Raw genomic sequence first — 15351 nt, 5'->3', positions numbered from 1 at the left:
CTGAGGGTAGCCGGCATCCGTTATTTACTCGCTGAGTGTCAGGCGTCGGCGCTGCTCGACCCACCCCTCACGCTGCATGACCGTTTCGATCAGCTCCACGGCTGACTGAGAGATGCCGACGATGCGCCCGTGATTCTCGCCCAGATGGTTGCCGACCTGCAGCCGGTGTACCTGCCCGTCCGGCGCCCGCACCAGCGCCGAGGGCTGCCCCCCACGGTGAGGATACCGACAAGCTCCAGCTCACCGAGCGCGAAACGCTCCAGCGGCTCCCGGGGGCGATCCGGATCGGGGGCCAGCTCACGGCTGAACGCCTGAGGGCGCTGCTCATCGGACTGCTGACGAGGCTCGAAGGGGCTGCGACTGTCGGCCTCGCGGTACGGCGTGGCCCGGTAGTCAGGCACCTCGGGCAGCTCCAGACGGGGGGCCGTGCCGGGGTCGGCGCGAATCGCCGCCAGCTCCCGATCCAGTTCGTCCAGCTGCGGGTCGGCACAGCCCGCCAGGGCCAACAGGCCGGCGACGACGAGGCCTGACCAGGGGCGATGCGTGGTGATCATGGCGCCACCTCCGCGTCATTATCTCGATAGCTGTAGGTGCGGGCCAGCATCGACAGCCTGAGCTCCTCGCCGCCTTCCACGGGCGACAGGGTCAGGTCGTGCTGGGTGATAATACGCGGCAGGGCGGCAATGCCGGCCAGGAAGGTAGCAATGCGGTGATAGTCGCCGCGCACCTGGATGTCGAAGGGGCGCTCAACGTAGAAGTCGCGCTCGACCGGCGTGCGCAGGCGAATGAAGTCGATGGAGAGCTGGCTGTCTAGGGCCAGGTCGCTGACGCTGTCGAGCAGCGAAGGGATCTCAGCGCCGGAGGGCAGCATCGCCATGAGTGCCTCCATCCGCGCCTCCAGCACCTCCATCTGCTCGACCATCTCGGGCAGCCTGGCCGCCTGGGCCGCCCGCAGGCGGTAGTCGCGTAGCAGCTGCCGCTCCTCGCTGCGGGCCTGCTCCAGCTCGGCCTGCTGAGGCGTGGCGAAGTACCAGTGAATGCCGGCGAAGGTCAGGCCGAACACCAGTACGCAGCAGAAGACCTGCAGCGACCAGGGCCAGCCGCCCGACTCCTTGATATCCAGCTCCCGCCAGTCTAGTTCACGTAGGCGGCGCATTTCGGCGCTGAGACTCATGGCCCCTCCTGTGCCGTATCCCCGGGGGGCGGGTCACCCTCTACCGCATCGCCCGCGATGTCGGGCGACAGCTGCATGACGCTGAGGCTGAAGCGCCGCCGCGCGCCCTCGTCCGTTTCGACCTCCGAGAGCACCGGCTCGGCCAGCGACGGCGCTGCCGCCAGGGCACGCAGCTGATCGGAGACCCGACGATTGCTCTGGGCCAGGCCGCTGAGCCGCAGGCGGTCGTCCTGACGGCTCAGCTGCGTATAGTGCACGCCATCCACCAGGCTGGTGGTCAGATCGCGCAGCACCTGAACGGTTTGGGAGCGCCCCTGCTGCAGCTCGCTGAAGACCTCGACCTGGCCAATCATCCGCTCGCGGATCGCCTCGTACTCGCCGATCGACTGGATATCCCGATCGAGCCGCTGCATCTGCTCGCGAATATGCGCGTTACGCTGCTGCTGTGCATCGCGCCCGTCCTGATAGTGATAGGTCGCGCCCATCCCGGCCGCGATCCCCAGTACCGCCATGAGCCCGATGGCGAGCTGGAAGCGGCGGCTGCGGCGCGCTCGCTGCTGCTCCCGCCAGGGCAGGAGATTGATTTCAATACTCATTTTCCCGCCCTCATGGCCAGGCCGCATGCCGTGAGCATGGCCGGCGCATCGCCGGCCAGGGTCTGGACATCGATGCGGGTATTGATCTTCATGCGCAGGAACGGATTGGCAATCGCCACTTCCATGCCGGTCTCCTGGGCCAGCCGGTCGCCCAGACCGGGAATCACGCTAGACCCGCCGGCCAGGATCATGCGCCGCACCTCGTGCTTGCGCCCGGCGGTGTAGTAAAGCTGCAGGGAGCGGCCAATCTGCTGCACCAGGGTGTCCAGGAAGGGGGCCAGCACGCTGGTTTGGTAGTCTTCGGGTAGGCCACCCCGCTTCTTGGCCAGGCCCGCCTCTTCCAGCGTCAGGCCATAGCGGGCCCGGATCTCCTCGGTCAGCTGGCGCCCACCGAACACCGTGTCGCGGCTGTAGGTGATGCGACCGCCACGTATCACATGAAAGGCGTTCATGGTGGCACCGATGTCCACCAGCGCCACGCACTCCTCTTCGCCCCCGCCCGGCGGCAGCTGATGACGCAGCTCGCCGAAGGCACGCTCCATGGCGAAGGTCTCCACATCCACCGCCGCCGGGGTCAGGCCGGCCTGCAGCAGCGCATCGGTAAGCTGGTTGACATCCTGCTGGCGGCAGGCGACCAGCAGCACGTCCTGCTGGTCGCCGTAGCGGGCGTTGAGCCCCAGGCGCTGAAAATCGAAGGCGACCTCACTGAACGGAAAAGGGATATGCTTGTCCGACTCGAGTTGAATGCGTGCCTCGATCTCATCATCGTTGAGCGAGGCGGGCAGGGTCAGGGTCTTGGTGATGGCCGCGCTGGCCGGCACCGCGGCCACCGCCTGCCGCGAAGAGGGCCGAGCGCTCTCCACCGCGCGCTGGAGGGCGTCGGCGACTTCGCCCATGTCGCGAATGCGCCGCTCAACCACGGCGCCTTCGCGCAGCGGCCTGACCGCATAGCTTTCGATCTGATGGTGGGAGCCCGCCCGCCGGAGCTCGATCAATTTCACGGTTGCCGATGTGATATCGACGCCGATCAGTCCCTTGCCGGAGGCCCTGAGTCGCATCTATCCATGCCCCTGCCTTGATTCACTGCGGTAACCCGCTTGTTGTGGTTGCGCCGTACATCCAACTCAGTCAAATGTCTCAGCGAAATCATACCCTGCTTTGTAAGGTCGAGGTTACATGATATTGCCGCCAAGCACATAAAGTTGGACAGTACGCCTCCTCAACGCTGGTGACCCATCGCCCGGCTTCCTATAATAGCCAGCGCCAGTGAAGGCTCCTCCATCGCCACCGCCCTCCCTGTTTTCACGACGGACACCGACATTACATGAAGTGGATCAAAACCCTGATTTTTTCGGTCTTCTGGCTGCTGGTATCGCTGTTCACCGTATCGCTGCTGGGCGTGGCCGGTGCCGCGCTCTACTTCACGCCGGGGCTGCCCGATGTCCGCCAGCTTCAGGACTTCGAGCTGCACACCCCGCTGCGCATCTTTACCCGCGACGGCAAGCTGATCGGCGAATTCGGTGAGGAACGGCGGATGGCCGTGGACTTCGACGAGATTCCCGAGGAGTTCATCCAGGCCCTGCTGGCCGCCGAGGATGCCGCCTTCTTCGACCACCGCGGCGTCGACCCCCGCGGCCTGGCGCGCGCCGGCCTGGAACTGGTCTCCAGCGGCGGTGACATCCAGTCCGGGGGCTCCACCATCACCATGCAGGTGGCGCGCAACTATCTACTGACCCTGGATCGCACCTTCACTCGCAAAATCCGCGAGATCCTGCTGGCGCTGCAGATGGAGCGCATTCTCACCAAGGAGGAGATCTTCGAGCTCTACGTCAACAAGATCTTCCTCGGGCACCGCGCCTACGGCATTGCGGCCGCGGCGGAGGTCTACTACGACAAGCCGCTGAACGAACTGAGCCTGGCCCAGACGGCCATGATCGCCGGCCTGCCCAAGGCGCCCTCGTCGTTCAACCCGCTGGCCAACCCCGAGCGCTCGCTGATCCGCCGCAACTGGATCCTCTATCGCATGCGTCAGCTGGGCAACATCGACCAGGCCACCTACGAAGCGGCGGTACAGGAGCCGATCACCGCCCGTCGCCACATCACCCAGGCGGAAGTCGATGCCGACTATGTGGCCGAGATGGCGCGCCAGTACGCGGTGGAGCGCTTTGGCGATGACGCCTACACCGGCGGCTACCGGATCCACACCACCCTGGATAGCGAACTGCAGCCCCATGCCCGCAACGCCCTGGCCAACGGGCTGATCGACTACGACACTCGCCACGGCTGGCGCGGCCCGGAGCAGCGCGACATCCCCTCCGGCCTCGCCGAGGCCCAGGCGCGCACCGAGCGTCGCGGCCTGGAGGAGGAGCTCGACGAATCCCCCGAGATCCTGCAGACCGCCCAGCAGGCGGCAGAGCGCAGCCAGACCGAGGTCGAGGGCATCGAGGGCGACGTCAGCAACTGGCTGGGGGTGCTGGAGCGCACCCCCGGGTTCGGCCCGCTGCAGCCGGCCATCGTGGTCGAGAGCGAAGGCCGCGAGATGCGCGTGATGACCCGCGGTGGCGAGCTGCATACGCTGGCCTGGGACGGCCTTTCCTGGGCCCGCGAGTACCGCAGCCCGCGCGCCCGCGGACCCGAGCCCGGCTCCGCCGCGGAGATCGCCAGCGCCGGCGACCTGGTGCGCATCCTGCAGCGCGAGGACGGCAGCTGGCGGCTCTCTCAGCGCCCCGACGCCGAGGGCTCGGTGGTGGTGATGGAGCCCGACACCGGCGCCATCCTCGCCCTGCAGGGCGGCTTCAGCTTCAACGCCAGCAAGTTCAACCGCGCCGTCCAGGCGCAGCGCCAGTCGGGCTCCATCTTCAAGCCCTTCATCTTCCTGGCCGCCCTGGACAGCGGCATGATGACCGCCTCCAGCGTGGTCAACGATGCGCCGGTGGTGGTCCAGGACGGCAGCAACGAGCTGTGGCGTCCGGTCAACGCCAGCCGCGACTTCCTGGGCCCGACCCGGCTGCGCGTGGCGCTGGCCCGCTCACGCAACCTGGTGACGATTCGCGTGCTGCAGACCCTGGGGCTCGATGCCACCCTCGACTATCTCGAGGGCTTCGGCTTCGCCCCCGGCCGCCTGCCCCGCGGGCTGTCGCTGGCCCTGGGCAGCGCCGACCTGACCCCGCTGGAGATGACCAACGCCTACGCGGTGTTGGCCAACGGCGGCTACCAGGTCACCCCCTGGTTCATCGAGCGCGTCACCCGCGGCAGCGACGACCAGGTCATCGAGGAGGCTCGTCCTACCATCGTGTGCCGGGAGTGCAGCGACGGTCAGACCGAGGTGGAGATCGACGGCAAGCGCTACGGCGTCGCCCCTCGCGTCGCCGACCCCACCGCCACCTACATCCTTTCCGACATGCTGCGCGACGTGATCGAAAGCGGTACCGGCCGAGCCGCCCTGGCGCTGAACCGCAGCGACGTGGTCGGCAAGACAGGCACCACCAACAACCAGCGTGACGGCTGGTTCGCCGGCTATAACAGCGAGCTGGTAACCACGGTCTGGGTAGGCAAGGACGACAACACGACCATTGCCGAGTATGGCGGCAACGCCGCCCTGCCGATCTGGATCGATTTCATGCAGCACGCCCTGGAGGGGCGCCCGGAAGCCAAGCTCGAGGAGCCGAACCTGCTGGTCCGCGCCCGAGTCGACAGCCGAACCGGCCGACGCCTGGCCGATGGCCAGTCCGGCGGGATCAGCGAGCTGTTCCACCCCGACTTCCTGCCGGACCAGGAGTCGCGGCGCATCGAGGAAGAGGTCGAGCGGCGCAGCGGCGCCCAGGGCACCGGCTCCTACGAAGCGATCTTCTAGCCGTAGCGAGGGCGGCACGGACGCCGCCCCAACCCGCTGGACCGTCGTCAGCGTCGCACTCGCGGCGCCCTCCACCGACAACATCCCGGTGTCTGTCTATGCCCCGCCGCCCTGCATCGCCATGGTTCGCCATTGCCCTGCTGGCGCTGCCGGCCAGCGCCCTGGCCGGCCCCTTCTACGCGCCCCCGCCGCCGGCCGAGGATGCGCCCACCTTCAGCGGTGAAGCCGAGCTGGGCTACACCCATCTCTCGGGCAACACCGACAGCCAGACGCTGATCGGCAAGAGCCGCCTGACCTGGCTGACCGGCGACTGGACCCACAGCCTGCGCGGGGAGGTGCGCAACGTTACCCGCAACGGTAACACCAGCGCCGAACAGTACCAGCTGGCTGGCCGCGAGCGCTACGATATCGAGGGTCCCCACTACCTGTTCGGTTTCGCTCGCTGGGAAAAGGACCGCTTCAGCGGCTACGATCAGCAGACTACCGTGATCGCCGGCTATGGACGCCAGGTCCTCGATACGCCACGCCACCGCCTCTCCCTGGAAGCCGGCCCCGGGCATCGTCACGACCGCATCGAGGAAGAGGAGAGCGAGGGGCTCAGCGTGGCCTACAGCGCCCTGGACTACCGCTGGAGCTTCTCTGGCAACGCCAGCCTGCGCCAGGAAGTCTCGGTGGAGGGCACCAGCGACAACACCACCTCCCGCTCGCTGACCGCGCTCACTGCCCAGCTCAACTCGCGCCTCTCCCTGCGCCTCTCCCACGAGGTCAAGCGCAACTCCCAGCCGCCGCAGGGCGCCGAGTCGCGCACCGACCGCACCGTCAGCGCCGCACTACTCTTCAGCTGGTAGCCCCATAACGCACGACGCCGACCCCACAGGGGGCCGGCGTCGCACAGTCACGGGACGGCAGCGTCGAATCAGCCGCCGTAGACATCCTCGATGGTCTTGAGCGGATAGTGGGCCGGATAGGGACGCCGAGCCACCCCGGAATCTACGGCCGCCTGCGCCACTGCCGAGGTGACGCGGTCGAGCAGCCGCACGTCCACCGGCGTGGGAATGATATAGTCGGGGCCGAACTCCATGCGCTCGCGCTCATAGGCATCGAGTACATGCTGGGGCACCGGCTCGCGGGCCAGGTCCTTGAGGGCATGCACCGCAGCGACCTTCATCTCCTCGTTGATGCGCGTGGCGCGCACGTCCAGCGCCCCGCGGAAGATGAAGGGGAAGCCCAGCACGTTGTTGACCTGATTGGGAAAGTCCGAGCGACCGGTGGCCATGATCACGTCAGGCCGGGCATCGCGGGCCACGTCGGGGTGGATCTCCGGGTCTGGATTGGTGCAGGCGAAGACCACCGGATTGGACGCCATCTTGCGAATGTGATCGGCGGTCATCAGGTTCGGCCCGGAGAGCCCGATGAAAACATCGGCCCCGTCGATGGCATCGTCCAGGGTGCGCTTGTCGGTCTCCACGGCAAACATCGCCTTGTAAGGGTTGAGGCCTTCGCGCCCGGCATGAATCACACCACGACGGTCGAGCATCACCAGGTTCTCGGAGCGCGCACCGCAGGAGACCAGCAGTTTCATGCAGGCAATCGCCGCCGCGCCGGCGCCCAGACAGACGATCTTGGCATCCTCGAGGCGCTTGCCGGCAATCTCCAGAGCGTTGAGCATGCCGGCCGCGGTGACGATGGCGGTACCGTGCTGGTCGTCATGGAAGACCGGGATGCTGCACTGTTCGATCAGCGCCTCTTCGATCTCGAAGCACTCCGGCGCCTTGATATCCTCGAGGTTGATGCCGCCCCAGCTGTCGGCGATGCGTGCCACGGTATCGATGAAGGCCTGAGGGCTCTCGGCGTTGACCTCGAGATCCACCGAGTTGATGCCGGCGAAGCACTTGAACAGCACGCCCTTGCCTTCCATGACCGGCTTACTGGCCAGCGGCCCCAGGTTGCCGAGCCCCAGAATGGCGCTGCCATCGGACACCACCGCTACCAGATTGCCCTTGCCGGTGTAGCGGTAGGCGTTTTCCGGGTCGCGGGCGATCTCGCGGACCGGCTCGGCAACGCCCGGGCTATAAGCCAGGGAAAGGTCGCGAGCGGTGGCGGTGGGCTTGGTCAGCTCCACCGAGAGCTTTCCGGGAATGGGCTTGGCGTGATAGTCCAGCGCGGCCTGCTTCTTGGCGTCTGTCATGCGGTCGTCCGATGTCAATGTGATAACAAGTGTATACAGAATATAGAAAAACTTTCCACACCTCAACGCCGGACCGTTTCGCGGATTTTGATCGCTTGTTCAGGGATGATGACGGCCATTTACTGAAACTTATGCAACAACACCCAGCCATAAGCCATTACTTATCGCTGACGGGAAAACCATCGTCGCGACAAAAGAAACCCGCCGATGGGCGGGTTTCTTTCTGTCCGGATGCTCGGCCGGAAGCGAAGGCTCAGCCGCGCTTGATGGCGGCACCGAAGCGCTTGTTGAAGCGTTCGACGCGACCGCCGGTGGTCGCCTGCTTCTGCTTGCCGGTATAGAAGGGATGGCACTGGGAGCACACGTCCAGCGACAGGTCATGGCCGGCCGTGGAGCCGACCTCGAAGGTCGCGCCACAGGAGCAGGTGGCGGTGACCGTCTTGTAATCCGGGTGGATACCTTGTTTCATCTTGAGCCTCATGAAGCGGTATGCCGCCACCTGATCCATTGCCAGGCACCGCATACGGGTTGTCTGTCGATACATACTAACCGGTTGCCGCCGGCGGACGCCAGGCGCCACGGCGGCCGCGCATTCTAGCAGAGCCAACGCCGGAGGCCGATTGCCCGATTCTCCCCGCCCACTCCAGCCCCGCGTACTGCGCGTGGCCGTGCCCACACCGCTGCGCCGGCTGTTCGACTATCGCCCGTGTAGCGAGCCGCCCCTCGAGGCTGGCGGCCCGGGCTGCGCGTGCAGGTGCCTTTCGGCCGGCGCCAGGTGGTAGGGGTAGTGGTCGGCTGCGGTCATGACAGCGACCTGCCGCTGGCCCAGCTGAAGCGCGTCGACGGCTGGCTGGATGCCGACCCGCTGCCCGACGACTGGCTGTGGCTGTGTCGCTTTACCGCCCGCTACTACCAGCACCCGCTGGGCGATACCCTGCACCAGGCCATGCCCGTGCTGCTGCGCCAGGGACGGGCGCTGGCGAGTCGCATGCGCGAGCAGTGGCAGGCGACCGCGGCGGGGCGCGCGGCGGATGGCGAGCCGCTCAAACGAGCGCCGCGTCAGGCCGAGCTACTGGCGATGCTCGCCCAGCACCCGCGCGGGCTCGCCAGTCAGGCGATTCTCGCCCAGGGGTTTTCCCGCAATCAGCTCAAGGCGCTCGCGGCCAAGGGCCTGGTGGAGCGCCACGAGATCCCGCGAACCGCCGCTGAGAGCCCCCGCTCCGGCCACCTGCTGGCGCAGCCGCCCCTGTCCCTGAACCGCGAGCAGGCGGCGGCGCTGGCGGCCATTCATGAGCGGCTGGAAGCCTATCACCCCTGTCTGCTCCACGGCGTCACCGGCAGCGGCAAGACCGAGGTCTATCTGCAGCTGATCGAGGCGGTGGTGGAACGCGGCCGACAGGCGCTGCTGCTGGTGCCGGAGATCGGCCTGACGCCCCAGACCCTGGCGCGCTTTCGCCACCGTTTCCAGGTCCCGGTGGTGGCCCTGCACTCGGGGCTCACCGACCATGAGCGCCTGGATGCCTGGGAAGCCGCTGCCAGCGGCCGCGCGCCCATCGTCATCGGCACCCGCTCGGCGATCTTCACCCCCTGGCGCGCCCCGGGTGATCATCGTCGATGAAGAGCACGACGGCTCCTTCAAGCAGCAGGAGGGGCTGCGCTACCACGCCCGCGACCTGGCCGTGGCCCGCGCCCACCGCCACGCCATTCCGCTGGTGCTAGGCAGCGCCACGCCGTCGCTGGAGAGCCTGCAGCGCGCCCGACTGGGCGACTACCGCCACCTGCGCCTGACCCAGCGCGCCAGCCGCCACGCCCCGGCCCGACTGGAGCTCCTCGACCTGCGCGGCCGCCCCCGCCAGGGCGGCCTGATACCGCCTGCCATCGAGGCGATTCGCGAGACGCTGACCGCCGGCCACCAGGTACTGGTGTTCATCAACCGCCGCGGCTTCGCGCCGACGCTGGCCTGCCACACCTGCGGCTGGCTCGCCGAGTGCGAGGCCTGCGACGCACGCATGACCCTGCACCGCCAGCCGCCCATGCTGGCCTGCCACCACTGCGACAAGCGGCGTCCGATTCCCGACGCCTGCCCCGAGTGCGGCAGCGCCGACCTGCGCCCGCTGGGCAGCGGCACCGAACGCACCGAGGAGACCCTGGCGGCGCTGTTCCCCGAGGTGGCCGTGCACCGCATCGACCGCGACAGCACGCGGCGCCGCGACGCCCTCGAGGCGGTGCTGACCGAGGTACGACGCGGCGAGCCCTGCCTGCTGGTGGGCACCCAGATGCTGGCCAAGGGGCACCGCCTGCCCCATGTCACCCTGGTGGTGGTGGTCAACGCCGATGCCGGCCTGTACGCCAGCGATTTTCGCGCCCTGGAGCACAGTGCCCAGCTGCTGGAGCAGGTGGCCGGCCGCGCGGGTCGCGCCGCCCACCCGGGGCGGGTACTGGTGCAGACACTCCACGACGACGACCCGCACCTGCGACTGCTGGCCGAGCGGGGCTACGATGCCCTGGCCGAGCGCCTGCTGGAAGAGCGCCGGGCGGCTCGGCTACCGCCGTTTCGCTTCCTCGCCCTGCTGCGCCTGGAGAGCCCCGGGAAGCCGCCGCCACGGAACTGGGGCGCGAGGCCGCCGCCGCGCTACGCCGCTGGCTCGCCGAGCGGCAGCTGGCGGTGGACTGTCTGGGCCCGGTGCCGGCCCCCATGGAGCGCCGCCAGGGCCGCTATCACCTGCAGCTGATGTTGGCCGCCGACCGACGCAGCGGGCTGCACGAAGCCTGCGCCCGGCTGAGCGCCTGGCTGGAGGCCACGCCCGAGGCGCGACGGGTACGCTGGTCGCTGGATATCGACCCCCAGACGCTGAGCTGAAAGCCGTAAGCCGTAAGCCGTAAGCCCAGAGGCTGCTACCAGCGCTTCTGATGGCAATGTTTTTGTCTTATAGCTTAAAGCTTACAACTCCCCGTCTCGGCGAAGCCGAGACGGGGCTGGGCTTTAAAGCCGCGCCACAATTGCCGATAATGGCCGACCAGCCCAACTTTCGTGGCCGCGCCCTTCGCGAGTGCCTTGTCACCGTCACTATCTCGTGCGCCCGCCGCAACAGGACATTATCGTTTCATGAAAGACACCATCGCTTCCCTGCTCGAGGCCGCCCTCGACACGCTCCGGCAGCAGGGCGTGCTGCCCGCCGAGGCCGCGCCGCCCCTGAAGATCGATCCCACCAAGGACAAGGCCCACGGCGACTACGCCACCAACTTGGCGCTCGCACTGGCCAAGCCGGCGGGCAAGAAGCCCCGCGAACTGGCCGAGGCCCTGGTGGCCGCCCTTCCCGAGAGCGATGCCGTGGAGAAGGTGGAGATCGCCGGCCCCGGGTTCATCAATTTCTTCGCCGCCACCGACGCCGCCGCCCAGGTCGTGCGCCAGGTGCTCGATGCCGGCGACACCTTCGGCCGCAGCCTCAAGGGCAAGGGGCAGAAGGTGCAGGTAGAGTTCGTCTCCGCCAACCCCACCGGCCCGCTGCACGTCGGCCACGGCCGCGGCGCGGCCATCGGCGACTGCCTCTGCCGCCTGCTCGAGGCCACCGGCTTCGATGTCACTCGCGAGTTCTACTACAACGATGCCGGCGCCCAGATCAGCAACCTGGCACTCTCCGTTCAGGCCCGGGCCAAGGGCATCGAGCCGAGCAGCAGCGCCTGGCCCGCCGACGGCTATCGCGGCGACTACATCATCGAGGTGGCCAAGGACTACCTGGCCGGCGAAACGGTACGCGCCGACGACCGCCACGTCACCGCCAAGGGCGACCCCGAGGACCTCGACGCCATCCGCGAGTTCGCGGTGGCCTGGCTGCGCCGGGAGCAGGACCTGGACCTCAAGGCCTTCGGCGTCGAGTTCGACGTCTACTTCCTGGAGTCGTCGCTCTACGAGCAGGGCAAGGTCGAGGCGGTGGTGGACCGGCTCATGGCCAACGGCCACACCTACGAGCGCGAAGGCGCCCTGTGGCTGCGCACCACCCGATTCGGCGACGACAAGGACCGAGTGATGCGCAAGTCCGACGGCGGCTACACCTACTTCCTGCCCGACGTGGCCTACCACCTGGACAAGTGGCAGCGCGGCTTTACCACCGTGATCAACGAGCAGGGCGCCGACCACCACTCCACCGTGACCCGGGTTCGCGCCGGCCTGCAGGCGCTGGAGGCCGGCATCCCCAGGGCTGGCCGGACTATGTGCTGCACCAGATGGTGATGGTGACCCGCTCCGGCGTGGAGGTGAAGCTCTCCAAGCGCGCCGGCAGCTACGTCACCGTTCGCGACCTGATCGACGAGGTGGGCCGCGACGCCACTCGCTTCTTCCTCGCCGCACGCCGGGCGGACTCCCAGCTCACCTTCGACATCGACCTGGCCCGCTCCCAGTCGAACGACAACCCGGTCTACTACGTCCAGTACGGCCACGCCCGGGTCTGCAGCATGCTGCGTCGCGCCGAGGCCGACGGCCTGCCCTTCGACCACGACCTGGCCATGGTCAGCCTGGCACGCCTCGACGCCGACCAGGAAAAGGCGCTGATGAACCGCCTGGCCCGCTTCCCCGAGGTGGTCGAGCATGCCGCCGCCGCCCGCGAGCCGCAGCAGGTCGCCCAGTACCTGCTCGACCTGGCCGCCGACTTCCACTCCTGCTACAACGCGGTAAAAGTCATGGTCGAGGACGACGAGCTGCGCAACGCCCGCCTGGCGCTGGGCCTGGCCACCCGCCAGGTACTGCGCAACGGTCTCGACCTCATGGGTGTGAGCGCACCCGAGGAGATGTAACCCATGGCCCGCCGACCCGCCCCGAAGAAGCGTGGCGCAACCACCAGCCGCCGTCGACCCGCCCGTCGTCGCGAGGGCTTCCGGCTGCCCGGCTGGCTGTGGGGGCTGGCGGGCCTCGCCGCCGGCTTCCTGCTGGCTCAGCATCAGCACGGGACCGCCCCTGGCAGGAAGGCCATGACTCGCCCCTGGCCACGGTGCTGCCCAAACCGCCCGCCGACACTCCCCAGGACGAGGCGCCGCCGGCTGCCAGCGAGCCGCGCATGCCCACCTTCGAGTTCTACACCCTGTTGCCGGAGTCCGAGGTGGTCGCTCCGCGTGGTGAGGTCGCCGCGGCGCCGCCACCGCCACCACCAACGGCTGCCGCCCCGGAGACACCGGACGACGACCCCATTGCCCAGGTGATCGCCGCCAACCTCCAGGACGACGCCAGCGAAACTGCCAACGGCGGCGACGGGACCAGGCCGGCACCCACCGGCGCCGCGTCGCGCTACATGCTGCAAGCCGCCTCCTTCCGCGAATCCGGGGACGCCGAGCAGCTCAAGCAGCGGCTGCGCAATCTCAGCCTGGTGGCCCAGGTCAGCCAGGTCCAGGCGTCCGGCGGCGAGACCTGGCATCGCGTCCAGGTGGGCCCCTACGACGACACCCGGGAGCTCAACCGCGCCCAGGACCTGATGATCACCCAGGGGATTGAGCCGCTGTTGATTCGCCTGCAAAACTGACCCACTGCCTGGCCGCGCTTGAATTCCGGGCGCTGCGCCCACACCTCCCCTGAAAGCTCAGTCACGGCGCCCGGCGATCCGCGGCGCCGAAAGTCATCGGGAGCCCCGGCTCCCCGTTACGGAGTCTTTCTCCATGACCACGATCGTTTCCGTGCGCCGCGGTGACCAGGTCGCACTGGCCGGCGACGGCCAGGTGTCCCTGGGCAACACCGTGATGAAGGGCAACGCCAGCAAGGTACGCCGCCTCTATCGCGGCGAGGTGCTGGCGGGCTTCGCCGGCGGCACCGCCGACGCCTTCACCCTGTTCGAGCGCTTCGAGGCGCAGCTGGAGAAGTATCAGGGCAACCTGGTCAAGGCCGCCGTGGAGCTGGCCAAGGACTGGCGCACCGACCGCGCCCTGCGCCGGCTCGAGGCGCTGCTCGCCGTGGCCAACAAGGACGCCTCGCTGATCATCACCGGCAACGGCGACGTGGTGGAGCCCGAGCGCGGCATCATCGCCATCGGCTCCGGCGGCAACTACGCCCTGGCCGCGGCCCGGGCGCTGCTCGAGAACACCGAGCTCTCGGCCCGCGAGATCACCGAGAAGTCGTTGGCCATCGCTGGCGATATCTGCGTGTTCACCAACCACCACGTCACCCTCGAGGAGCTGCCCTCCGCGCAGCGCTAAGGCGACCACCATGACCCAGATGACTCCCCGCGAAATCGTCCACGCCCTGGACCAGTTCATCATCGGCCAGCAGGACGCCAAGCGCGCCGTGGCCATCGCCCTGCGCAACCGCTGGCGGCGCATGCAGCTCGACGACAGCCTGCGCCCCGAGGTCACCCCCAAGAACATCCTGATGATCGGCCCCACCGGGGTGGGCAAGACCGAGATCGCCCGTCGCCTGGCCAAGCTGGCCCGCGCGCCCTTCATCAAGGTCGAGGCCACCAAGTTCACCGAAGTGGGCTATGTGGGTCGCGACGTGGACTCGATCATCCGCGACCTGACCGAGGCGGCCATCAAGCTGGTGCGCGAGCAGGCCAAGGAGGAGGTGAGCCACCGCGCCGAGGACGCCGCCGAGGACCGTATCCTCGACGCCCTGCTGCCCCGCCCCGGGGCCAGGAGGAGAGCGCCCGCGCCGACAGCTCCACGCGCCAGATCTTTCGCAAGAAGCTGCGCGAGGGTCAGCTCGACGACAAGGAGATCGACATCGAGGTCTCCCAGCAGGCGCCGGGCATCGATATCATGACCCCGCCGGGCATGGAGGAGATGACCAACCAGCTGCAGAGCCTGTTCGCCGGCATGGGCAAACAGAAGACGGAGACCCGCCGGGTGGCAGTGAAGGACGCCTTTGCCCTGCTGCGCGACGAGGAGGCCGCCAAGCTGGTCAACGAGGAGGAGATCAAGCACCGCGCCATCGAGGCGGTGGAGCAGCACGGCATCGTCTTTCTCGACGAGATCGACAAGGTGGCCAAGGGCAGCGGCCAGTCCAGCGGTGGCGAAGTCTCCCGGGAGGGCGTCCAGCGCGACCTGCTGCCCCTGATCGAGGGCTCCACGGTCTCCACCAAGTACGGCATGGTCAAGACCGACCATATCCTGTTCATCGCCTCCGGCGCCTTCCACCTGTCGCGCCCCTCGGACCTGATCCCCGAGCTGCAGGGCCGCCTGCCGATCCGCGTCGAGCTCAATGCGCTGACCCCGGACGACTTCAAGCGCATCCTTACCGAGCCCTCGGCATCGCTGACCAAGCAGTACAAGGCGCTGCTGGCCACTGAGGGGCTCGACGTGGAGTTCACCGCCGACGGCATCGCGCGCATCGCCGAGATCGCCTGGAAGGTCAACGAGGGCACCGAGAACATCGGCGCGCGGCGCCTCCACACGGTGATGGAGCGCCTACTCGAGGAGGCCTCGTTCAAGGGCGCCGACATCGGCTCGCCGCTGGCCATCGACGCCGCCTACGTGGACTCTCAGCTCGGCGAGCTGGCCATGGACGAGGATCTCTCGCGGTATATCCTCTAACCCCCAGCTTTAAGCCGTAAGCTATAAGCTG

Annotated in this window: 9 protein-coding genes and 4 pseudogenes; 7 read left to right on the top strand and 6 right to left on the bottom strand. The window is 68.0% G+C overall.

Annotated elements, in window-relative coordinates:
* Window positions 1–24 precede the first annotated feature (24 nt).
* The 4 genes and pseudogenes from ACSJDS_RS04705 to pilM form a co-directional block, all read right to left on the bottom strand.
* A pseudogene (locus tag ACSJDS_RS04705) lies at window positions 25–554 on the bottom strand (pilus assembly protein PilP).
* Window positions 551–1174, bottom strand: a complete 624-nt coding sequence (locus ACSJDS_RS04700; RefSeq protein WP_473032285.1) for a type IV pilus inner membrane component PilO — start codon at window positions 1172–1174, stop codon at window positions 551–553. The pseudogene ACSJDS_RS04705 and the gene ACSJDS_RS04700 overlap by 4 nt, the downstream one beginning before the upstream one ends.
* Window positions 1171–1770 carry a PilN domain-containing protein gene (locus ACSJDS_RS04695; RefSeq protein ID WP_473032284.1) on the bottom strand — a complete coding sequence of 200 codons (600 nt, stop codon included), beginning with the start codon at window positions 1768–1770 and terminating at the stop codon, window positions 1171–1173. Before ACSJDS_RS04695 ends, ACSJDS_RS04700 begins: the two co-directional genes overlap by 4 nt.
* Window positions 1767–2828 carry a type IV pilus assembly protein PilM gene (gene pilM / locus ACSJDS_RS04690; protein ID WP_473032283.1) on the bottom strand — a complete coding sequence of 354 codons (1062 nt, stop codon included), beginning with the start codon at window positions 2826–2828 and terminating at the stop codon, window positions 1767–1769. The genes ACSJDS_RS04695 and pilM overlap by 4 nt, the downstream gene beginning before the upstream one ends.
* A 266-nt stretch (window positions 2829–3094) precedes the next feature.
* Between pilM and ACSJDS_RS04685 the strand changes: the two genes are divergently transcribed.
* Window positions 3095–5623 carry a penicillin-binding protein 1A gene (locus ACSJDS_RS04685; protein WP_473032282.1) on the top strand — a complete coding sequence of 843 codons (2529 nt, stop codon included), beginning with the start codon at window positions 3095–3097 and terminating at the stop codon, window positions 5621–5623.
* 98 nt (window positions 5624–5721) lie between these two features.
* Window positions 5722–6471: a DUF481 domain-containing protein gene (locus tag ACSJDS_RS04680; protein ID WP_473032281.1), complete on the top strand. Its 750-nt coding sequence runs from the start codon at window positions 5722–5724 to the stop codon at window positions 6469–6471.
* A 68-nt stretch (window positions 6472–6539) separates the two neighbouring features.
* Here the strand turns inward: ACSJDS_RS04680 and ACSJDS_RS04675 are convergent, their stop codons facing one another.
* On the bottom strand, window positions 6540–7811 hold the full coding sequence (locus ACSJDS_RS04675; RefSeq protein ID WP_473032280.1) for a malic enzyme-like NAD(P)-binding protein: 1272 nt from the start codon (window positions 7809–7811) through the stop codon (window positions 6540–6542).
* Window positions 7812–8064: 253 nt separating this feature from the next.
* Entirely contained in the window at window positions 8065–8280 is a 216-nt protein-coding gene (rpmE, locus tag ACSJDS_RS04670; RefSeq protein ID WP_149328657.1) for a 50S ribosomal protein L31, read from the bottom strand.
* 151 nt (window positions 8281–8431) lie between these two features.
* On the opposite strand from rpmE, the pseudogene ACSJDS_RS04665 reads away from it, so the two are divergent.
* From ACSJDS_RS04665 to hslU, 5 genes and pseudogenes are all read left to right on the top strand, one after another.
* Window positions 8432–10671: pseudogene (locus ACSJDS_RS04665) on the top strand (primosomal protein N').
* Between the two features lie 246 nt (window positions 10672–10917).
* A pseudogene (gene argS / locus ACSJDS_RS04660) lies at window positions 10918–12602 on the top strand (arginine--tRNA ligase).
* A 194-nt stretch (window positions 12603–12796) separates the two neighbouring features.
* On the top strand, window positions 12797–13321 hold the full coding sequence (locus tag ACSJDS_RS04655) for an SPOR domain-containing protein (protein ID WP_473032279.1): 525 nt from the start codon (window positions 12797–12799) through the stop codon (window positions 13319–13321).
* A 133-nt stretch (window positions 13322–13454) separates the two neighbouring features.
* Window positions 13455–13988: an ATP-dependent protease subunit HslV gene (hslV, locus tag ACSJDS_RS04650; protein WP_473032278.1), complete on the top strand. Its 534-nt coding sequence runs from the start codon at window positions 13455–13457 to the stop codon at window positions 13986–13988.
* A gap of 10 nt (window positions 13989–13998) precedes the next feature.
* Window positions 13999–15320 (top strand): annotated as a pseudogene (hslU, locus tag ACSJDS_RS04645) (ATP-dependent protease ATPase subunit HslU).
* Window positions 15321–15351 lie beyond the last annotated feature (31 nt).

Source organism: Halomonas sp. SL18_1, assembly GCF_055755715.1.
The sequence above is the reverse complement of the archived record's forward strand: the minus strand, read 5'-3'. Positions and strand labels throughout refer to the sequence as shown.